Here is a 21,106-nt window from a genome sequence, read left to right as displayed (position 1 = left end):
GACTTCACATCGGTCGGCGCGAGCCGCTCCAGCATGTCGAGCTCGCCCGAGCGCAGATTGGCCAGCCTCACGGTCGTGTCGGGGATCGAGCGGTAGATCACCCGCTCGAAGCCGTATTTGTCGGCCTCCCAATGCTCCTTGAACTTCTCCAGCACGATGCGGTCGTTCTGCACGCGCTCGACGAATTTATAGGGGCCGGAGCAGACGGGCTTGGCGCCGACATCGCCGGAAAGCGTCTTCGGCGAGAGCATCATGCCGGCCCGGTCGGTGAGCTGCGAGATCAGCGTCGCATCGGGCCGCTTGAGCTTCAGCACGAGCGTTGAGGCATCCGGCGCCTCGACGCTGTCGACTGAGGCCAGTTCCGATTTGCGCAGCGAGTCGGGCAAGGTGCGGGCGCGGTCGAGATTGGCCTTGGCGGCCTCGGCGTTGAAGGGCTCGCCGTCATGGAATTTGGCGTCGCCGCGCAGCTTCATCGTCAGCGTCATCCCATCGGCCGAGAAGCTCCACTCGGTGGCGAGGCGCGGCACCGGCTTCAGCTCGGGCGTGATGTCGAGCAGCTTGTCGCAGAGCCCCATGAAGACGATGCGCCCGACGAAGGTGCGCGCCTTGTGCGGGTCCAGCATGTCGGGGTCTTCCTGCAGCCCGATGCGCAGGGTGGACGGCGTTTGCGCGTGCGCGGCGCCGAGAGGCAGCGTCGCCAAGGCGAGCGCGGCGGCGGAAACCCAGATCCGAACCTGCTTCATGCGTGTCCCTCCGACGGTTGTCGCGGCGACGGGCCCTGGTGCGGCCAGGGACCATCGGCGCCTGAAATCGTTCCTGTCGGGACGAACTTGCCCGAGTTTGTTCGCGCGGTCGACAGGGCGGCCCGTCAAAATCACGCCGCGACTGCCTGCGCTTTGGGCAGAAGCATCGGCGGCGCGCCCTCGTGATCGAAACAGTCGCATCGCGCAGCCGGCCTCGCTACAACCGGATCCAAGACCGGGCGCCAAGCCCGGCGCCGAACGGAGAGGAAGGGTCTTCACCATGCTTCTGGGCGTGATCGCCGACGACATGACGGGCGCGACCGATGTCGCGCTGATGCTGAACCGCGCCGGCATGCGCACCGTGCAGCTCATCGGCGTGCCGCAGCCGGGCGCGGCGATGCCGGCGGCCGATGCCGTCGTCGTGGCGCTGAAGTCGCGCACCACGCCGGTCGCCGAGGCCCTCGCGGATTCGCTGACGGCCTGCGACGCGCTGCTGGCAGCCGGCGCCCGGCAGATCCTGTTCAAATACTGCTCGACCTTCGATTCGACGCCCGCCGGCAATATCGGCCCGGTGGCGGATGCGCTGATGGAGCGCCTCGGCACCGATTTCGCCATCGTCTGCCCGGCTTTTCCGGCCAATGGTCGCTCGATCTACCAGGGCTATCTCTTCGTCGGCGCCGTGCCGCTGCATGAGAGCTCGATGAAGGATCACCCTCTGACGCCCATGCGCGATTCCAGTCTCGTCCGGCTGATGGGCGCCCAGGCGAAGGGCGAGGTGGGGCTGGTGGACTACGCGACGGTGCTCGCCGGCAGCGAGGCCGTCAGGGCGCGCTTCGCCGCGCTGCGGGGGCAGGGCGCCCGCTATGCCGTGACCGACGCGCTGACCAATGACGACCTGATGACCCTCGGCCGCGCGGTGGCCGACCACAAGCTGCTGACCGGCGGCTCCGGCATCGCCATGGGCCTGCCGCAGAATTTCCGGCAGGCCGGGCTGCTGCCGGAGCGCGAGGCTCCTGCGCGTCTGGCGGCTCCCGCCGGGCGGGCCGGCATCCTGTCCGGCAGCTGCTCGGCCGCGACGCGCGGCCAGATCAGGGCCGCGCTCGAGACCGGCTACCCCGCGCTCAAGATCGACCCCCTCGCGCTCGCGGAAGGCCGGCAGACAGCCGCCGCGCTCGCCGATTGGGCGCTGTCGCAGCCGGCAGACGGACCGTTCCTGCTCTATTCGAGCGACGATCCCGCCGAGGTGGCTGCGGTTCAGGACAGGCTCGGACGCGAGCGGGCCGGCAGCCTCGTCGAGGAAGCCTTCGCCGAGATCGCGCGCCGGCTGGTGCAGGGCGGCGTCACGCGGCTCCTCGTCGCCGGCGGCGAAACCTCGGGTGCGGTCGCTCTCGGCCTGGGGCTGCGCAGTCTCGAAATCGGCCCCGAGATCGACCCCGGCGTCCCCTGGACGCGCGTCGCGGCCGGGCCTGACATGGTGGTGGCGCTGAAATCGGGCAATTTCGGCGCGCCCGACTTCTTCGTGAAGGCCTGGGGCCTGCTGAGTTGATTCAGCGGGCGGTGATCTCCACCGTCTCGCCATCGGCCGGAATCCTCAGGCGGTGCGCGTCGATGCCGCCCGCCTCGGCCGCCGCCCGCAGATCTTTGCGGCTCGTCATGCAATGGTCGAGCGCTTCCAGATGCGTGGCGATCAGGACGGCCTCGGGGCAGGCCCGCGCGAGTGCGATGGTCTGCTCCGCATCCATGATGATCAGCGTCTCGTCCCAGAGCGCCCCGCCCGAATGAGTGACGATCACATCGGGCCGGGTGACCGCGACCGCATCGAGCAGGGGCGGATACACCACGCTGTCGCCGCACCAGTAGAGCGTCGGCTCCCCCGGCGCCTGGAAACTCAGCCCCATCACCGGCCCCATAGTCTCGGCCACCGCGCCCGTCCCATGTTGCGCCGGATGCCGCGTCAGCAGGATCGGGCCGAGCGTCAGATCGCGGTCGAGCGGCGTGACGTCGGTGAAGCCGGCGGACACGATCGTCTCTGCCTGCCCGGGCTGGCAGATGAGCGGCAGCTGCTTGGGCACCGCCTGTTTCGCCTCATCGTCGAAATGATCGGCATGGAGATGCGAGACGATGACCGTCTCGACACCATCCAGGATCGCCTCGATGGGCTGCGGCAGCGGCACCATCGGGTTTTGGGCGCGGCCGGTAAAGGAACGCCGGCTGCCCATGCTGCCGAAATCCGGATCGATCAGAAAGACCCTGCCCCCATAGACGAGCTTGAGCGTCGCGTTGCGCAAGAGGGTCAGTTTCATGGCGGTGCCGCTCCGGAATCGGGAGGGGATTGTTTCCGCCGCGCGGGGGCTTGGCCAGTTCCGATGTGTGAAGCAGACCGCACGCCCGCGTGATGCGAGGGCTCAGCCTCCGGCACCGATCAGGCGAAGTAGGCCAGCTTGCGTTCCGCCGGAAGAGCGTCGATGTCGCGCAGCGCCAGTTCCGAGCGGGCGGTCGCCAGCCCGAGCGGCACAGATGCGCTTGCCGGCGCCTCCCTGGCTCCCTGATCGTCGATTTCGGCGAAGACCAGGTCGTCTTCGAGCAGTTCGATGGTCGCCACACGCATCTCGCCCTGGGGCTCGACCGACAGGACATCGTCCATCGGCTCGGGAGCCGCGTCGCCCGGCTGCGGCTGCGGCGGCATCTCGGGCTCGGGTGCGGAGGCCATCGGCACCGCGCCGGCGGTGGGAGGGGCCGGCTGGCGCACGTCTTCGATGTCGAAGAAGGTGGTCTTGGGGGTGAAGGCGGTCTCGCCGAAGGCGCGCAGGCTGGAATCCAGCATCGCGATGGTGTCGGCGATCTTGTCCATGCGCTGAGACATCGCGTCGATCGTCTCCACGGCGGCCGAGATGTCCGTCGTGCGCCGGTCCAGCTTGTCGCAGAGGGCTTCGTCGGCCCCGCTTTCGCGCAGGGTCCAGGCGGTTTCCTGGATGGTTTCGGCCGCGGCCAGGATGATGCCGCCGGCGACCTCGATCCGGGTCGAGAGCCCGCAGGAGCGCTCCTCCATCCGGCCGCTGATGCGCTCAAGATCGGCCCGCAGATCGTGGATGAGCGCCGCCGCCTCGATCAGGTTCGATTCTTGCGTGGTTTCCGCCACGCCCAGGCCGACCACACGCTCGATCCGGTGGATCGCCGTCAGCAATTGCTGCGTATCGGCCTGGCGGTTGCGCCGGGCGTATTCGGCCATGAACCAGCGGCCGCGGGCGGTCTCCATCACCGCCGCTTCGATCGCCTCGTAATCGGCCTGACTGAGCGGGGTCAGGGAACGGGCATCGCTCATGTCCGTCTAGCCTTCCAGCCCGGCCGAATCATTGGCCGGATACGATGAGAGGATGACGAAGCTGCAGACTGATCGTTAAGGAATTGCTGCCGTTGCGGCAGCGTGTGGTGACGAAAATCGCGCCGATATGGCGCATTCGCAACGCTCCCGGTCTAACGCTCGGGGCAGGCGGCCGCGCGCTTGCCAAGCGTCACCGGCGCCGCGATACAGGAGCAGGGGTGGATCGCGACGCAACGACTCCGCGCAGGCCGCTGGGCTTCGCGGAGGATCGAAGGATGAACACGGGCACATGCCGAGCGTTGACGTCGCCGAACCACAGGCGATCTTCCGCGACGATCAGGGAATGCTGGCGGTGGCGCTGGCCGGCTCGTGGAGCGCCGACCGCGCCCCGCGTCTCGAAACCCTCATCGGCGAGATTTCCGGCCGCATGGGCCAGCAGGGCCGCGCCCGGCTGGACCTGTCGGACGTCTCGCGGCTGGACACGCTCGGGGCCTATGTCCTCAACCGCCTGAAATCGCGGCAGGAGCGCGAGGGCGGCGCGATCGAACTCGTCAGCAGCCGGCCCGAGCATGAGCTTCTGCTGCGGGAGGTGAAGGTCCATGACGAGGACGAGCACGCCGCGCATCAGCACGTCGGAATCGTCGGCCTTCTCGCCAATATCGGCGAGGCCGTCATCCGCTTCGGGCGCGACATGGTCGGCGGCGCGATGTTCTTGGGCGAGGTCGTGGTCGGCTCGGCCGCGGTGGTGCTCGGCCCGCGCAAGTTCCGGGGCCCCTCGCTGGTCAACCAGATCGAGCTGATCGCCTTCAACGGCGCGCCGATCATCATGCTGATCTCGTTTCTCGTCGGCTGCATCGTCTCCCAGCAGGGCATCTTCCAGCTGCAGCAGTTCGGGGCGACGGCCTTTGTCGTCAATCTCACCGGCATCCTCGTGCTGCGCGAGCTCTCGGTGCTGCTGACCTCGATCATGATCGCGGGCCGTTCCGGCTCGGCCTTCACCGCCGAGATCGGCTCGATGAAGATGCGCGAGGAGATCGATGCGCTGCGGGTGATGGGGCTCGATCCGATCGAGGTGCTGGTCGTGCCGCGCATCCTCGCACTGGTGATCTCGCTGCCGATCCTAACATTCATCTCCTCGATGGCGGGCCTGACGGGGGCGGGGCTGGTCGCCTGGCTCTATGGCGGCATCGGGCTCGACACCTTCCTCGCCCGGCTGCAATCGGTCATCACCTGGAAGCATTTCGCCGTCGGGCTGATCAAGGCGCCGTTCATGGCCTTCGTCATCGGCATCATCGCCTCGATCGAGGGGCTGGCGGTGAAGGGCTCGGCGGAATCGCTGGGCCGGCAGGTGACGGCCTCGGTGGTGAAGGCGATCTTCATGGTGATCGTGGTCGACGGCCTCTTCGCGATCTTCTTCGCCTCGATCGAGTTCTGACGATGAACGGGCAGGAACAGGACATCGGCACGGATCGGGACGGCCGGACCGGGCAGGAGCCGGAAACGGTGATCCGCGTACGCGACCTCAAGGTCGCCTTCGGCGAGAAGGTGATCATGGACGGGCTGGATCTCGATGTCCGCCGCGGCGAGATCCTCGGCTTCGTCGGCGGCTCGGGCAAGGGCAAGTCGGTGCTGACGCGCACCATCCTCGGGCTGGTCCAGAAGCAGCGCGGCACCATCGAGGTTCTCGGCGAGAACGTCGACGGGCTCACCGGCCAGCAGCGGCGCGCGCTGGAGCGGCGCTTCGGCGTGATGTTCCAGCAGGGCGCGCTGTTCTCGGCGCTGACGGTGAAGCAGAACATCCAGGTGCCGATGCGCGAATATCTTCAGCTTTCGCCGGCCCTGCTCGACGAGTTGGCGATGGTGAAGCTCGATCTCGTCGGCCTGCCGCCGGATGCCGCCGACAAGGCGCCCTCGGAGCTTTCCGGCGGCATGATCAAGCGCGCTGCGCTCGCCCGCGCCCTGGCACTGGATCCCGAGATCGTCTTCCTCGACGAGCCGACCTCGGGGCTGGACCCCATCGGCGCGGCCGAGTTCGATGATCTGATCATGACGCTCAAGCGTACATTGGGGCTGACCGTCTTCATGGTCACGCATGATCTCGACAGTCTCTATGATGCCTGCGATCGAATCGCGGCCCTGGCGGACAAGAAGGTCGTCGCGATCGGACCGCTGGACACCATGTTGAAATCCGACCACCCGTGGCTGAAAGAGTATTTCGGCGGCGAGCGCGCGATGGCCCGGAAACCGTCCGGCAAACGGGAGCAGAACGGCTAGTTCATGGAATCGCGCGCGAATTACGCTCTCGTCGGGCTCTTCACCTTGGCCGTGCTCGCGGCCGCCTTCGGCTTCGTCTACTGGTTCAACAGCGGCGGGGCCGGGCGCAAGGAGAATATCCGCGTCATCTTCACCGGCTCGGTGACCGGCCTCGGGCGCGGCTCCAGCGTGCTCTTCAACGGCCTGCGCGTCGGCGAGGTCACCACCATCGAGCTCCAGCCGGACGATCCGCGCCGCATCTATGCGGTCATCTCCGTCACCGCCACGACGCCTTTGCGCGTCGACACCCGCGCCCGCATCGAGGCGCAGGGTCTGGCCGGCGTCGTCGCCTTGCAGCTGATCGGCGGCGATCCCGACGCCCCGGTGCTGAAGGCCAAGCCCGGCGAGCCGATGCCGACCATCATCGCCGAGCGCTCCGAGCTGCAGGACATTCTGGAAACCGTGCGCAACGTGGCCCAGAAGGCCGACGGCATGCTCGGCTCGCTCGACGGGCTGATCAAGCAGAATACCGGGCCGATCAACAACACCGTCCGCAATGTCGAGAAATTCTCCGAGGCGCTCGGCAAGAACTCGGACTCGATCGACAAGCTGCTGTCGAGCTTCGGCAGCGTGGCCGAGACCATGCAGCCGCTCTCGCAGAAGCTCCAGGCCCTCAGCGAGGAGCTGACCGGCGTGGTCAGGGCCGTCGATCGCCGGAAGATCGACGACATCCTCTCCAATATCGACCGTTTCACCGCCGCGCTCGGCAATTCGAGCGAGGACACCCGCAAGGCGGTGGGCAATGTCGCCTCGATCACAGACAAGCTCAACCGCGCTGCCGATCAGGTCGAGGGCGTGCTGAAGGGGGCGCAGTCCTTCCTGAACACCGCCTCTGGCCCCGACGGGCGCAGCGCGCTCAACGAGATCTCCGATGCGGCGAAGTCTATCCGTGTCCTGGCCGACAATCTCGACCGGCGCACGGCCGACATCACCCTCGGCATCAACCGCTTCACCGGCGTCGGGCTGCGCAATGTCGATTCCGCGGTTTCGGACGCCAAGCGCGTGCTGACCGAGATCAACCGCACGCTGCGCAGCTTCGAGCGCAATCCGCAGCAGCTCATCTTCGGCGGCAAGCCGCCTCTGCCCCAGTACAACGGAGCCCGCTAGTATGATCGACAAGGCTCCCCGGCACCGCGCCATCGCCCGCTCCCTCGGCCTCGGCGGCCTCGCTCTGGCCGGCGCCCTGCTGCTCGCCGGCTGCGGCGGCGCGACGCCCACCACCTTCGACCTGTCTGCGCCGAGCGGCTTCGGCCGCGTCGGCGGCGCCTCGACGCTGGCGGTCGCGCGGCCGACCACTGTCCAGGCGCTCGATTCCGATCGCGTCATCGTCAAGGATTCGAGCGGCGCGCTCTCCTTCGTCGGCGGTGCGCAATGGGCCGATACCGTCCCGGCGCTCGTCCAGACCCGGCTGATCCAGACCTTCGAGAACGCCGGCCGCATCGCCGCCGTCGCCTCGCCCGATCAGCGCGTGACTCCCACCGCCCAGCTCCTCACCGACATCCGCAGCTTCAACATCGAGGCCGGCTCCGGCACCGCCGTGGTCGAGATCACCGCCAAGATCGTCGGCGACAGCACCGGCCGCATCCAGCGCGCCCGGCTGTTCACCGCCCGCGTCCCGGCCGGAGCGGTCGACGGGGCGGGCGCGACGCAGGCGCTCAATCAGGCCCTCTCACAGGTGCTGATTGAGATCGTGCGCTGGGCGCGCTGAAGCACGAGACGCATGCCGGAACGCCCTGGCTTCTGCCGGGAAGGAGATGTCGGCGCGGCGGCGAATCGGCTATTCAGGGACCGAGGCTTGGCCCGAGCCGCCCCCCCTCCATCGGGGAAGTCGATCGCACGGGGCAGATGATGATCCGACCGACTGTTCGGGCGCCTGCATGAGGAGGGATTGCGCTGCCGGCCCGGTTTAGGAGGTCTCGCATGACGCTGTCCACATCGATCCCGCATCTCAAACGCAAAGCCCGTACCTTGCAGCGCAAGGAGCGGATCCCGCTGCACCAAGCGCTCGACCGCATCGCAGCGGCGGAGGGTTATCGCAGCTGGAGCCTGCTCGCGGCCCGCAACCCGGCCGGAATGGCTGGCGCGATGCTGTCCACACTCGCCTCGGGGGATATGGCATTGCTCGCTGGTCGCCCGGGGCAAGGCAAGACAGTGGCCGGCATCCTGCTGGCGATGGAAGCGGCCCGGACCGGCCGGCACAGCATCTTCTTCTCATTCGAGTACACGGCGGCCGATTTCGAGCGACGCTGTGCAGCGCTCGGCCTCGCCCCGGCGCCGCATGCGCCCTTCCGATTCGATGGATCCGATCTGATCGCGGCCGATCATATCGAAAAGGCGATGGACCTCGCGCCGCCCGGATCGCTCGCGGTGGTCGATTATCTCCAGCTGCTCGACCAGCGCCGGCAGAACCCGGCTCTGCCCGTGCAACTTCGCAGCCTCAAGGGCTTTGCGCAGGCGCGCGGGATGATCCTGGTGTTTCTCTCCCAGATAGACCGGGGCTACGACGCCGCGGCCAAGCCCTTCCCGGATCTCGGCGACATCCGGCTGCCGAATCCCGTCGATCTGCGGATGTTCGACAAGGCCTTCTTCGTTCAGGGCGGCGAGATCCGGATTCCCGCGGCCGCCTGAGACAGGTCGCTGTCCGAAGACGGCACGCCTGATAAAAAAGAAAGGCCGCCCGGCAGGGCGGCCTTTCAGCCTTGAGAGGGCAGGGCGATTATTCGAAGCGCCCGCTGGCATGGGCCAGCATGGTGTAGACCTTGCCGGTTTCCGAGGTGAGGTAGGTCTTCGCCACCATCGAGTCGCGGTCATCCTTGGCGGCTTCGCCGAGCAGGCGCTCGAACTCGTCGATATAGCGGTCGACCGTATCCTTGAACTCGGTGTCGCGGCGGTACTTCCGGCGGATCTCGTCGAAAGTCTGCTGACCCTGAAGCGTGTAGAGGCGGCGCGTGAAGACGTTGCGCTCGCCGCGCTTGTAGCGATCCCACAGTTCCACGGCGGCGTCATGGTCGATCATCCGCGCGATGTCGACCGAGAGCGAATCGAGTTTCTCGATGGAATGCGCCGTCGGCTTGGAGGCCTCCGGAGCCTTGTCCTCCCGCGAGGCGCGGACGAGCAGGTCGGAGAGCCAGCCGGCCTTGGCCGGCTGCTGCGGCTCCGGCTGGCGCCTTTGGGCGTCGGCGGCCGGTGCCGGGGCGGCGGAGGGACGGACCGCCGCCGGCTTGACCTCGGCGCGGGGCGCGACCGGCTCGCTGCGGGCGGGCGCGGAAGCGCCATCCAGCGAGGGACGCAGCAGCGGCTCCTCGGCCTGCGCCTGCGGCTGGGGCTGCGGGGCCGCGATGCGGAACCCGGCGGGAGCGCTCTGGACCGGCTGCTGCGCGGCCTGCGCCGGCTGCGGAGCAGGGGCCTGCTGCGCAGCGGCGGGTTGGCGGCGCGGCGCCTGGTCGACCGGAGGCGAAACCTCACCGCGGCGGCCGGCGCGGGTGACGATCTCGGAGAGGTCGTTCAGCGCCTTGATCTGCTCGGCGACGACGCGGCGCATGGCCGATGTCGATTCCTGCGCCTCCTGCGGCAGTTCCAGCACGCCGCGCTTGAGCTCGGCGCGGGTGGCTTCCAGCTCGCGCTGGATCTCGGCGGTGGCGCCGCGCATCTCCTGCGCCGTTTTCTGGAAGCGCTCGGTCATCTTGGCGAGTTCGCCGCCGACCTCGTTGGTGACCTGCGCATAAGCGGCGCGCAGGGCCTCGGCGGTCCGCTCGCGCTCCTTGCCGGTGGCGGAGCGGATCGCCTCGAACTGCTGGGCGATGGCGCCGGTGGTCGCCTCCGCCGAATCCGAGAGAACGGAGCCGATCTGCCGGGCGCGAGCCTCGGCGGTGCCGAGCGACTCGTCGATCTGGGCGGTGAAGGAGCGGGTGATCTGCTCCACCTCCTCGGTGCGGCTGCCGATTATGCCGTGCAGCTGCTCCAGCGCCTCGCGGCGCTCGGACAGAGCGCGGCCGACGCGGTGCTCGACCTGCTCCAGCCGGCCGAGCACGGCGGCGAGCGCGGAGGCGCCCGCCTGGGAGGCGTCGTCGAGCGCGGCGCTCTTGTCCTCCAGACGCTCTGCGAGCGATGCGGCCTCGCGCAGCGTGCTGTCCGAGAAGCCCTTGAGCTCGGCGATCTGCGCCGCGACCTGTTCGGAGGTGCGCTGCGCCTCCGCCATCACGGTGCCGATGACGCTCTGCAGCTCACCGACGCGGCTGGAAAGCCCCGTTTCGATGGCCGACAGGTTGTGATTCGCCCCGTTGACGATCTGCTGCATCAGCTTGTTCGCCTCGCCCAGGCGCCCCAGCATGCCGCCGAGCTCGTGGCGCAGCTTCTCGTTGGTCGCGACCAGCGCGTCGATCGACTGGCGCGAATTGGTCTCGATCGTCTCGCGAAGCTCCCGCGAGGAGTTCTCGACGGCGTTGGCGATGGCGTAGCCGCGGTCCCGCACTCCGGTGACGATCGCGTTGCCGCGGCTCTCCAGCGCCCGCACGACACTGTCGCCGACGCTGGCGAGCTCGGCCGAGATCGTCTCGCCGCGCTCGTTGAAGGCCTCGATCAGGCCCGTGCCCTTGGCGTCGAACAGCGAGCGCAGGGCGGCCGTCCGCTCGTCCATCAGCGAGGAGATGGTCTCGCCATGGTGGCCGAGCGTCTCGCCGAGCCCGTTGCTCTTGACCTCCAGCAGGGCACGCAGCGCCTCGGTCTGCCCTTCGATGGTGCCGGTGACGGTGAGGCCCTGGCGGCGCAGCGCATCGACGATGGCTGCACCCTTGTCCTCGAACAGCACGCGCAGTTGCTCGCTGCGCTGGTCCAGCGCCTGCGAGATCGCATCCCCGCGCCGCCCGAGGGCGGCGACGACGCCGAGCCCGCGATCGTCGAAGAGCGTGCGCAGATGCTCGGCGCGCTGGTCGAGCGCGGCGGCGATCGCCTCGCTCTGCGCCGCGAGCGCGGAAACCATGCCCGTGCCATTGGTGTCGAACAGGGCCCGAAGCTCCTGCGCCCGCTCGCTGAGGGCGGACGCGATCGCCTCCGAGCGGCCCTGCAGCGCGGCGGCGATCTCCTCGCCGCGGCTGTCGAGCGTGTGCGAGACGGTGTCCAGCCGGCCGACGACGCGATCCTCGAAGCGCGCCACGCTCTGGTCGAGCGTATCGGCGATCTGGAGGGCGCGGCCGCCGAGCGCCGCATTGATGGTGTCGGCCTTGTCGCTGAGCGTGCGCGTGAGCGATTCGCTCTTGGAGGTGACGACCTCGCCGATCTCGTCCGCCTTGGCGGCGAGTGCGCGGGTGACCTCGCGGCCGCCCTCCGCCAGGACGCGGGCGATATCGACGGTGCGCTCCACCAGCGCCTCGTTGAGGGCCGTGGCACGGGCGCCGAGGCTGCCGTCCATCCGCGCGATGAGATTGTCGAGCGCGCCGGCGATCTCGCTGCTCTTGGCGCCGGAGCGTTCCTCGAACAGCTTGATCTGCTCCTCCATCGCGTCGGAGGCCTGGCGCGTGCGATGCGCCAGCAGCTCCGCCGCTTCCAGCGCGCGGGTACCGACCTTGTCGGCCAGCGTGACGCCGTCCTCGGAGATCAGCTTCTCGACCTGCGCGATGCCGTTGTTCAGCGCCTCGGTGAGGGCGCGCGCATCGCCGGAGATCTTGGCGGTGAGGGCGCCGCCCTTCTCGACGATCAGGTCCTCGAAGACGGCGAGGCGATCGGCAAGGCCGGTTTCGACGGCGCGGCCCTGGGTGTCGAACAGATCGGTCAGCGCCGCGATGCGGGCGCCGAGCGTCGTCTCGATCGCGCCGCCGCGCTCGTCGAACAGCTTGACCAGCGCGTCATGGCGGCTCGCCAACGCCTCGGTCAGCGCCTGGGCGCGGCCCTCGACCGATCGCAGCATCGATTCCGCATTGGCCGCGAGCGCCTCGTTGACGCGCCCGCCCTGCTGGGTCAGCGCCATCACGATCTCGCGGCCGGTGCCGGCCAGCATCGTGCGGGCCTCGTCCGCATGGGTGGTGAAGGTTTCGCGCAATTCCTGCGTCGCGGCCGAGACGCGCTCGGCGATCTGGCGGCCATCGACATTGATCGTGGCGGCGAGACTGCGCGTGGCGTCGCTCATGCGGCGCGCCAGCTCCTCGCTCTGGGAGCCGAGCAGGGTGTGAACCTCCCGGCCGGTCTCGGAGAGATCGCGCACCAGGGTCTGGCGCTGTTCGCCGAGCAGCCCGGCGACCTTCTCACCGGTTTCGCCGACGCTGGCGAGGAAGGCGGCCTGCTGGTCCTCCAGCGCCTGGCGCGTGCTCTCGACGGTGCCGGCGATGCGGTTGGCCAGCGCCAGCCCGCGTTCGTCGAGCTTCTGGTCGATGCTCTCACCGGTCTCGGCCAGGCGGCTGATCAGCGCGCCGCTGCGCTCCGACAGGATGCCGTGGACGGAACGGCCGACATCGGCGATGCGCGCCGCGACGGCCTGGCTCTCATGGCCGAGCAGATCCTTGATCTCGAGGCCCGCCTGCGAAACCTTGACGGTCATCGCGCCCGACTGCTCCTCGAGCAGGGCGCTGACCCGCGCGCCGGTCTCGGTGAGGCCCGCGATCATGCGCTCGCTTTCCTGCCCGACGACGCGGCTGACGTCCTGGCCCGCCTGGGTCAGGCGGCCGACGAGCACGTCGCTTTCATCGCGCAAACGGGTCTCGACCGCGTTGACGGCGCCCGAGACGCTGGCGACCAGCGCTTCGCTGCGATCTTCCAGCAGCTTGGCGACATCGGCGCCCGCGCCCGACACGCGCGCCACGACATTGTCGCTCTGCTGGTCGACGATCCGGCTCAGTTCCTGCCCGGCGCCTGAGACGCGGCCGACGAGCGCGTCGGCCTGCTGGTCGAGCAGCCCGTGGACGGCCTCGCCGGTCTCGTTCAGGCGGCTGACGAGGCGCCCGCCCTGTTCGGCGAAGAGCCCGTTGACGCGATCCGCGACCTCGCCGATGCGGCTGGTCAGCGCCTCGCCATGGCGGTCCACGGTGGCGCCGAGCTGCTCGCCGGCGTCGCCGACGCGCAGCAGGATCGCCTCGCCGCGTTCGCGCAGCACGTCGTCGACGCTCCGGATCGTCTCGTTCAGGCGACCGACCAGAGCTTCGCCCTGGGTGCCGAGGCTGTTGCCGATGCTCTCGCCGACCTCGCCGAGGCGGGCGGTGATCGCCTCGTTCTGGCGGACGAGCAGTGTGTTGACGCCGCGGCCGACTTCGGCGAGGCGGGTCGTGACGCTCTCGCCCTCGTCGGAGAGCGCGCTGCGCAGCGCCTCGCCGGCTTCCGCGAGACGCTTCTGCAGCGCTTCGCTCTGGCTCTCGATCAGCGAGACCATGCCGCGGCTGCTGCTCTCGAAGCGCTCGGCCGCCTCGGCGCCGCGCTCGGAGATGTCCTTCGCCAGCGTTTCGCCGGTGAGCTTCAGCGTGTCGTTGACGGTCTCGACGCGCGCGGCCAGCGTGTCGGCCATCTGCTGGCCGGCTTCGCTGATGGCGCGGGTGACGTTCTGGGCCTCGGCGGTCAGGCCGCCGGTGAGAGAGGCGCCCGCCTTCTCAAGCGAGGCGGCGATGTCCTGCGCGCGCCCGTCGAGCATGGTGGAAAGGCTGTCGCTGGCTCCGGAAAGCCGCTCCGAGACTTCGCCGGAGGTCAGCTGCAGGCGTTCGACGAGATCATGGCTGCGGCCGCTGATCTCCTCGATCATCCGCTCGCCGGCGCGGCCCAGCGCCTGGGTGATCTGGTCGCCCTTGGCGCCGAGCGAGCCGGTGACGCGGTCGCCGGCCTGCGAGACCGCCTCTGCGATCGAGCGGCTGGCGCTGTCGAGATCCTTGGCGAGCCCTTCATGCGCGCCGGTGATGGCGAGCTTCACCCGCTCGGCATTGCCGACCACGGCCTCGCGCTGGGTGACGAGTTCGTCGATCAGCGAGCGCAGCCGGATTTCGTTGTCGGCATAGGCGCGCTCCAGCGTCGAGATCTCGCCGCGCACGATGGTCTCCAGCTCACCGGCGCGGGCCACGGCCCGCTCGATGCCGTCGCCCATCGCAGCGACCTCGCGACGGATCGTCTGGCTGAGCGAGATCACCGAATCGGCACCGGCGACCTCGGGCTCGGCCAGGCGCAGTGCAACCTCGGTCATTGCGCGCGAGATCAGCCGCATTTCCTGCGTGCGGCGATAGAGCGCGGCCAGGACGAAGAAGAACACGACCGGCGCGCCGACCGCGAGGGCCAGCAGCGTCCATTCGCCGGGGCCGAAAGCGGCGACGGGGGCGGGCAGCCCGTCGCTGAAGGAGCCGAAGCGGTGAAGCAGGACGAAGGCGGCGCCGCCGAGCCAGGCGACCGAGGCGAGGGCGGCCAGCCAATAGGGCTTGCCCGAGGGGCGCACGGAGAAGGCCTGGACCAGCGAGCTGGAATCGCGGCGATCGTCATTGGCGACGCGGCTGGTGTCGGGCGCGATGGCGGGGCGCTGCGACGGCGCCGGGGCTGCGGCCGCGGGCGGCGAGGCGGGCGCAGCGACCGGCTCGACCTTCGGCATGTCGAGCTTCAGATCGTCCGAGCTGGTCGTCGGCAGGCGCGGCTCGGTCTCGACCGGCGTGTCGCTCGCCCCCTGGGGCTGTTCGAGGCGCAGCGCCTCTTCGATGGCCGACATCGCAGCTTCAGTGGGATCCTGGAGCTTCTTGGGTCGATTCATGATGTGCCGCCTCGCAACTCGACTTCGATGGTCGCTCACGCGGCCCTGTTTCGAGCGGCCGCCTCTGACCGCAACGAACGGGGACAATGCGCCCATCGTTTACCAATTGGTAGGGTAGTAGACCCCCCCATCCTTGGAAACCCATTTGACCGTTCGATTCACAAACGTCGTTAACGCCTCGTTCACCATTGAAGCGCTTCTAGAATGAGGCAAGCCCGCTGCCCGGCAGCCCCTTGTCATGCGTCAGTTCCCGAGTCCCGCCATGTCGCCCAAGCCCATCGACACCGATCACCTCGCCCGCCAGACCGGCGGCGATCTCGCCCTCGAGCGGGAGCTGCTGGCGCTGTTCGCCCAGCAATGCGCCAAGCATCTGCGCACCATCCATGCCAGTGCCGATCCGCAGGCGCGGATCGACGCCGCCCACACGCTGAAGGGCGCCGCCCGTGCCATCGGCGCCTGGCAGGTGGCCGAGGCCGCCGATCTGATCGAGACCAGTATCGCCGCCACCGATTCCCGTCGCACCGAAACCGCCATGGACGCGCTCGCGCTCGCCGCGGCCGAAGCCCGGGCCGTGATCTCGCGCTTCGACTGCGCCGCCTGAGCGACCTGCAGGCGGCGGGCGTTCCCCGCCGCCTCGAAATGATCTAAGCCGAATGTGCCGCCGGGCCGGTTCTGCCGTGCGCTGCGGCATCGCGTCGGAGCCTGCCATGCCCAAGATCACTTTCATCGATTCCCATGGCGAAAGCCGCACGGTCGATGGCGACGTCGGCGCGACCGTGATGGAAACCGCCATCCGCAACGAGGTGCCCGGCATCGAGGCCGAATGCGGCGGCGCCTGCGCCTGCGCGACCTGCCATGTCTATGTCGACGAGGCGTGGGTGGCCAAGACCGGCGGGCCGGAGCCGATGGAGGAGGACATGCTGGACTTCGCCTTCGACGTCCGACCGAATTCGCGCCTCTCCTGCCAGATCCGCATCAAGCCCGAGCTCGACGGGCTGGTGGTGAGGACGCCGAGCCGGCAGGGCTGATCGCGTCGGAACACCCGAGCCGTCATCCTTAGGGGCGCTTGGCTGCTGCGCGGCTCCTCGGGGCCAGGGCTCGGATGGGTTCATGCAGAGGCAGATTGCCCCGGCATGATTTGCGTTGGATCAAGGCGCCGCTGCTGGCAGTCTCCACACTGGTCTCACCAACCAGCGCAGGAGTTTGTCATGTATCGGTCCATCATGGTCCCCGTCGATCTCGCCGAGCCCGAGATGTCGAAGCCGGCGATCGAGGCTGCGGTCTCCTTCGCCAAGTCTTCGGGCGGCGTCGTCAGGCTCGTCTATGTGCGCTCGCTGATCCCGGTCACCTACATGGAATTCGTGCCGGCGGATTTCGACACCGAGCAGCAGCAGGACGCCGAGACCAGGCTCGCCCAGATCGCCGCAGAGGTCGAACTTCCGGCCGAGCAGGTGTCGGCCAAGGTTCTGATGGGATCGGTCCAGGGCGAGGTCCTGGCGGAGGCCGAGGCCGCGGGCACCGACCTCATCGTCGTCGCCTCGCACGAGCCGGGCATGCTGTCCTATGTGCTCGGCTCGAACGCCTCGGCGATCGTGCGACGCGCCAAATGCTCGGTGCTGGTGGTCAGGCGCTGATCAGGCGCCGCGCCCTGGCACCAGCGCGTCGGGCACCTCCCCGGTCGCCAGTTCGCGCGGCCGGTTGAGGCTGATCATGGGCCAGACCTGCCAATAGGAGGCCGCCAGGAGCAGGAGGCCGAGGAGGCCCGCGCCGTTCATCCCGCGCTGGAAGGCGCTGAGCGTGAAGAAAGCCAGCATCGCCAGCGAGAGCACCCCGACGATGGCGGTCGCGATCCAGAGTGGCCGCGGCCGGCCGCCGACGAAGCGCGCCCGCGGATTGGCCCGCGCGATCGCTGCCGACAGCGCCGTCACGAAGCGGTGATAGCGTGCATCGTCGCGGTCGAGATCGGTGAGCGAGCGCCAGGAGAGATTGCCGAAGGTGATCGTCTTGCCATCACTGAGCCGCAGCCGGGTCTTATAGCCCTTCGACGAGATGTTGCCGGGTGCAAAGAAAAAACGCACCTCCTCCACCGCGCTCAGCCGGACCCGGTCCACCGCACGGGTCCGGTCCACCTCCAGCACCTCGCCATCGAGCGTGTAGGCGATTTCGAAGCCGACCGGCTTTGGCCGCTGGCGCCAGCTGGGCGGGGGCAGGTCGTCGTTGGGATCGGTCATGGCCGGGTCTTCTGCCGGAAGCGGCCTCGGGGTCAAGGGGCGGGCCCTACCGCGCCAGCACCCGCATCGCGCCGTCCAGCCCGTCGAGCGTCAGCGGGAACATGCGCCCGCCCATCAGCCCGCCGATCTGGCGAATCGACTGGGTATAGCTCCAAAGATGCGGCTGCACCGGGTTGAGCCAGACCGACTTGGGGAACTTGCCCGTCAGGCGTTCCATCCAGACCGCCCCGGCTTCCTCGTTCCAGTGCTCGACCGAACCGCCCGGAATCGCGATTTCATAGGGGCTCATCGAGGCGTCGCCGACGAAGACCACGCGATAATCCGACGGATAGGTCCGCAGCACCTCCCATGTCGGGATGATCTGGTCGTGCCGGCGCCGGTTTTCCTTCCAGACGCGCTCATAAGGGCAGTTATGGAAGTAGAAATGCTCGAAATGCTTGAACTCGGCGCGGGCTGCCGAGAACAGCTCCTCGGCCAGTTCGATATGCCAGTCCATCGAGCCGCCGACATCGAGGAAGAGCAGCACCTTCACCGCATTGCGCCGCTCGGGTCTGAGCTTCACATCGAGATAGCCGTGCCGCGCGGTTTCTGAAATCGTGCCGTCGAGATCGAGCTCTTCCGCAGCCCCGGTCCGCGCGAAACGGCGCAGGCGGCGCAGGGCGACGCGCATATTGCGGACGCCCAGCTCGCGGGTGTCGTCGAAATCCCTGAATTCGCGCTTGTCCCAGACCTTCACCGCGCGAAAATTGCGGTTCGAATCCTGCCCGATGCGGATGCCCTCTGGGTTGGCGCCGTAGGCGCCGAAGGGGGAGGTACCGGCGGTGCCGATCCATTTCCCGCCGCCCTGATGGCGGCCCTTCTGCTCGGCCAGCCGCTGCTTCAGCGTCTCCCAGAGCTTGTCCCATCCCAGCGCCGCGATCTGGCTGCGCTCCTCCTCCGTCAGGAATTTCTCCGCGAGCTTGCGCAGCCACTCCTCGGGAAGGCCGGCTTCCTCGATCGCCTGCTGCAGCGTCTCCATGCCCTTGAAGACCTGGGCGAAGACCTGATCGAACCGGTCGAGATGGCGCTCGTCCTTCACCAGCGTGGCGCGGGCGAGATAATAGAATTCGTCGACGCGGTACTCGGCGAGGTCGGCATCGACGCCTTCGAACAGCGTCAGATATTCACGCAGCGTCACCGGAACCTTGGCGGCGCGCAGATCAGTGAAGAGGCGCAGGAACATGCCGCCGGCTCCGTCATGCTCGGGCTCGCCCGGAGCATCTCCGCGACGGGTTTCTCGGGTCAAGCCCGAGAATGACGCCCGGACCCGGCAGCGTCCGCTTCAAAGTGCGAACGCGGCCTGATCCGAAGTCGGCTCACGCCACCGCGTCGGCGAGGTCCTTGGTGACCTTGAACTTCACGACGGTCTTCGCCGGGACCTTGATGGTCTCGCCGGTGGAGGGGTTGCGGGCCTCGCGCGCTTCGCGCTTGGCGGCGGAGAACTTGCCGATGCCCCCGAGAGTGACGTCGTCGCCGCTCTTGAGCGTCTTGGCGACCGTGGTGCCCAGCGAGGCGAGGATCGCCGACACGTCGGCCTTGGTCTTGCCCGTCTCGTCGGCGATCGCGGCGATCAGTTCGTTCTTGGTCATTGGGATCCTCCTGAAGAAGGTGGTGCGGGCGTCGTACGCCGGCCTGGTTTCGGTTGCCCGCTTTCGGCCACGCAGGACCGGGTCAGATGCGTCTTGCCGGCGCACGACCGATGCACGTGCCACGGGCGCGGCGGAAAGACGATGCCCGTGGCGCGAGATACGCACAGGAAACGGCAAAAGTTCCGCCCTTCGAGCCCATCAGGGCTGATCTTCGGGGTCGAGGCAGGGGTGCGAATGCCCCGCGCAGCGCCGAAAACGGCGAATCATCTTGCTGCGCGGCACAGGCCGCAGGCCACCGGAGCGGCCTGCGGATCACGGGCGTCAGGCCTGAACGCCGTCCACATACCAATCCATCTTGGACAGAATCTCGTCCGAGGCATGCTCGCCCGCCTTGACCCGGACCTCGCCCTTCTGGTCCTTCAGCTCGCCGGCGAAGGGGTGCAGCTTGCCGGAGACGATGCCGTCCTTGACCGCGTCGGCCGCCTTGCGCGCCTCCGGGGTCACGGCGTCGTTATAGGGCGCCAGCTTGACGAAGCCGTCCTTGATCCCGCCCCAGACGTCGCCGCTCTTCCAGCTGCCGTCCATCGCCTCCTTGACGCGCTTGATGTAGTACCCCGACCAGTCATCCACGATGGCGGAGAGATGCGCCTTCGGGGCGAAGGCCTTCATGTCCGAGGCCTGTCCGAAGGCATACACGCCGCGTTGCTCGGCCGCCTGGAGCGGGGCCGCGGAATCGGTGTGCTGGGTGATCATGTCGCAGCCCTGATCGATCAGCGCCTTGGCGGCATCGGCTTCCTTGGCCGGGTCGTACCAGGTCGAGGCCCAGACCACCCGGGTCCTGAAGTTCGGGTTCACCTTTCGCGCGGCCAGATGGAAGGCGTTGATGCCCATCACCACTTCCGGGATCGGGAAGGAGGCGACATAGCCGGCCTGGCCCGACTTCGACATATGCCCGGCGATCGTGCCGATCACCGCACGCCCTTCGTAGAAGCGGGCATTGTAGGTCGCGACGTTCTCGGCGCGCTGGTAGCCGGTCGCATGCTCGAACTTCAGCTTCGGGAACTGCTTGGCGACCTGGATGGTCGGGTTCATAAAGCCGAAGGAGGTCGTGAAGATCAGCTGGTTGCCGGCCTGGGCAAGCTGGCGGATGGCGCGCGCGGCATCGGGACCCTCGGCGACGTTCTCCAGAAAGCTCGTCTTGATCTTGGAGCCATATTCCTTTTCCAGCGCCAGCCGGCCCTGATCATGCGTCCAGGACCAGCCATGGTCGCCGATCGGGCCGACATAGATGAAGCCGACCCCGAGCGGCGACTGCGCCTGGGCGCCGCGGCCCAGCAGAGGCAGCGTCGAGGCGGCGGCCGCGCCGAAGGTCAGGCGGCGGCGGGTGATGATGCTGGTCATGAAGTCTCTCCCATGAGTGGCGTTGGCGACCCTTACGAGGCCGAGAAGGGTTTTCCGAGGCAGGCCGGCGCGTCGAGGCGCCCGCTGCGGCGTCCAACCGACATCATGGTCAGAACCGCGATCGTCGCAAGATAGGGCGCCATCGCCAGCACCTCCGGCGCGAGCCAGCTGATGCCGGCGGCCTTGGCCTGCAGTTCGAGCGTCATCACGGCGCCGAAGAGATAGGCGCCGAGCAGGACGCGCCCCGGCTTCCAGGCGGCGAACACGACGAGCGCCAGCGCGATCCAGCCTCGCCCGGCCGTCAGCCGCTCGGCCCACATCGGCGTCAGCGCCAGCGAGAAATACGCTCCGCCGAGCCCGGCCAGCGCGCCGCCGAAGCCGATGGCAGCATAGCGGATCGCGAGCACGGGGTAGCCGATCGCATGCGCCGAGGCATCATTTTCGCCGACCGCGCGCAGGATCAGCCCTGGCCGCGTGCGGCGCAGAAACAGGCTGACGCCGAGCACGAGCGCGAGCGAGAGATAGACGAGGATGTCGTGCCCGAAGACGAGCCGCCCCCAGGGATGCTCGGCGAGCGCGGCGGGAAACACCGGCCCGAGCCGCGGGACCGTGCGGCCGACGAAGCCCGCCCCGATCAGCGAGGAGACGCCGACTCCGAAAATGGTCAGCGCCAGCCCGGTCGCGACCTGATTGGCGGCGAGCGAGAGGGCCAGCACGGCGAACACCATCGCGGCCAGGACGCCCGCCAGCATCGCGGCCAGCAGCCC

At 68.6% G+C, this 21,106-nt stretch carries 18 protein-coding genes; 9 read left to right on the top strand and 9 right to left on the bottom strand.

All coding sequences use genetic code 11. The features are described from left to right. A partial coding sequence (locus ACOJTB_RS09405; RefSeq protein ID WP_420102266.1) for an ABC transporter substrate-binding protein occupies positions 1 to 743 on the bottom strand: 743 nt, incomplete at its 3' end. Between the two features lie 280 nt (positions 744 to 1,023). On the opposite strand from ACOJTB_RS09405, the gene otnK reads away from it, so the two are divergent. Then, positions 1,024 to 2,289, top strand: coding sequence for a 3-oxo-tetronate kinase (gene otnK, locus ACOJTB_RS09400; RefSeq protein WP_420102265.1), 1,266 nt, complete (start codon positions 1,024 to 1,026; stop codon positions 2,287 to 2,289). A gap of 1 nt (position 2,290) precedes the next feature. Here otnK and ACOJTB_RS09395 read toward each other — a convergent pair whose 3' ends face one another. Continuing rightward, complete coding sequence (locus tag ACOJTB_RS09395) at positions 2,291 to 3,046, bottom strand: MBL fold metallo-hydrolase (RefSeq protein ID WP_420102264.1); 756 nt, start codon at positions 3,044 to 3,046, stop codon at positions 2,291 to 2,293. Positions 3,047 to 3,165: 119 nt separating this feature from the next. Further along, positions 3,166 to 4,065, bottom strand: coding sequence for a hypothetical protein (locus tag ACOJTB_RS09390; RefSeq protein ID WP_420102263.1), 900 nt, complete (start codon positions 4,063 to 4,065; stop codon positions 3,166 to 3,168). Between the two features lie 289 nt (positions 4,066 to 4,354). On the opposite strand from ACOJTB_RS09390, the gene ACOJTB_RS09385 reads away from it, so the two are divergent. The 5 genes from ACOJTB_RS09385 to ACOJTB_RS09365 all read left to right on the top strand — a co-directional run bounded on the left by ACOJTB_RS09385 (position 4,355) and on the right by ACOJTB_RS09365 (position 9,006). Next, on the top strand, positions 4,355 to 5,500 hold the full coding sequence (locus ACOJTB_RS09385; RefSeq protein WP_420102262.1) for an ABC transporter permease: 1,146 nt from the start codon (positions 4,355 to 4,357) through the stop codon (positions 5,498 to 5,500). Positions 5,501 to 5,502: 2 nt separating this feature from the next. Beyond that, positions 5,503 to 6,339 (top strand): ABC transporter ATP-binding protein, encoded by an 837-nt coding sequence (locus ACOJTB_RS09380; RefSeq protein ID WP_420102261.1) that lies wholly within the window; start codon positions 5,503 to 5,505, stop codon positions 6,337 to 6,339. 3 nt (positions 6,340 to 6,342) lie between these two features. Further along, complete coding sequence (locus ACOJTB_RS09375; protein WP_420102260.1) at positions 6,343 to 7,485, top strand: MlaD family protein; 1,143 nt, start codon at positions 6,343 to 6,345, stop codon at positions 7,483 to 7,485. Position 7,486: 1 nt separating this feature from the next. Further along, positions 7,487 to 8,086: an ABC-type transport auxiliary lipoprotein family protein gene (locus ACOJTB_RS09370; RefSeq protein WP_420102259.1), complete on the top strand. Its 600-nt coding sequence runs from the start codon at positions 7,487 to 7,489 to the stop codon at positions 8,084 to 8,086. A 212-nt stretch (positions 8,087 to 8,298) separates the two neighbouring features. Then, positions 8,299 to 9,006 (top strand): DNA helicase, encoded by a 708-nt coding sequence (locus ACOJTB_RS09365; RefSeq protein ID WP_420102258.1) that lies wholly within the window; start codon positions 8,299 to 8,301, stop codon positions 9,004 to 9,006. Between the two features lie 88 nt (positions 9,007 to 9,094). Here the strand turns inward: ACOJTB_RS09365 and ACOJTB_RS09360 are convergent, their stop codons facing one another. Next, positions 9,095 to 15,079: an apolipoprotein A-IV repeat region-like domain-containing protein gene (locus ACOJTB_RS09360; protein ID WP_420102257.1), complete on the bottom strand. Its 5,985-nt coding sequence runs from the start codon at positions 15,077 to 15,079 to the stop codon at positions 9,095 to 9,097. Positions 15,080 to 15,341: 262 nt separating this feature from the next. Between ACOJTB_RS09360 and ACOJTB_RS09355 the strand changes: the two genes are divergently transcribed. The 3 genes from ACOJTB_RS09355 to ACOJTB_RS09345 all read left to right on the top strand — a co-directional run bounded on the left by ACOJTB_RS09355 (position 15,342) and on the right by ACOJTB_RS09345 (position 16,713). Further along, complete coding sequence (locus ACOJTB_RS09355; protein WP_420102256.1) at positions 15,342 to 15,680, top strand: Hpt domain-containing protein; 339 nt, start codon at positions 15,342 to 15,344, stop codon at positions 15,678 to 15,680. 106 nt (positions 15,681 to 15,786) lie between these two features. Continuing rightward, entirely contained in the window at positions 15,787 to 16,107 is a 321-nt protein-coding gene (locus ACOJTB_RS09350; protein WP_420102255.1) for a 2Fe-2S iron-sulfur cluster-binding protein, read from the top strand. A gap of 180 nt (positions 16,108 to 16,287) precedes the next feature. Further along, positions 16,288 to 16,713, top strand: coding sequence for a universal stress protein (locus ACOJTB_RS09345; protein WP_420102254.1), 426 nt, complete (start codon positions 16,288 to 16,290; stop codon positions 16,711 to 16,713). Here the strand turns inward: ACOJTB_RS09345 and ACOJTB_RS09340 are convergent, their stop codons facing one another. From ACOJTB_RS09340 to ACOJTB_RS09320, 5 genes are all read right to left on the bottom strand, one after another. Further along, positions 16,714 to 17,310, bottom strand: coding sequence for a hypothetical protein (locus ACOJTB_RS09340; RefSeq protein WP_420102253.1), 597 nt, complete (start codon positions 17,308 to 17,310; stop codon positions 16,714 to 16,716). 46 nt (positions 17,311 to 17,356) lie between these two features. Continuing rightward, the gene (locus ACOJTB_RS09335; protein WP_420102252.1) at positions 17,357 to 18,532 is read right to left on the bottom strand and encodes a vWA domain-containing protein; all 1,176 of its coding nucleotides are present in this window, start codon (positions 18,530 to 18,532) and stop codon (positions 17,357 to 17,359) included. Positions 18,533 to 18,665: 133 nt separating this feature from the next. Continuing rightward, complete coding sequence (locus tag ACOJTB_RS09330) at positions 18,666 to 18,938, bottom strand: HU family DNA-binding protein (RefSeq protein ID WP_465248400.1); 273 nt, start codon at positions 18,936 to 18,938, stop codon at positions 18,666 to 18,668. A 321-nt stretch (positions 18,939 to 19,259) separates the two neighbouring features. After that, positions 19,260 to 20,339, bottom strand: coding sequence for a BMP family ABC transporter substrate-binding protein (locus tag ACOJTB_RS09325; protein WP_420102251.1), 1,080 nt, complete (start codon positions 20,337 to 20,339; stop codon positions 19,260 to 19,262). A gap of 32 nt (positions 20,340 to 20,371) precedes the next feature. Next, positions 20,372 to 21,106: ABC transporter permease (locus ACOJTB_RS09320; protein WP_420102250.1), on the bottom strand; the 735-nt coding region annotated here is incomplete at its 5' end.

Origin of the sequence: Allobosea sp., assembly GCF_048595345.1 — a bacterium.
Lineage (GTDB): Bacteria > Pseudomonadota > Alphaproteobacteria > Rhizobiales > Beijerinckiaceae > Allobosea.
Note: the sequence above shows the minus strand (reverse complement) of the source record. Positions and strands in the feature narration are given on the sequence as shown.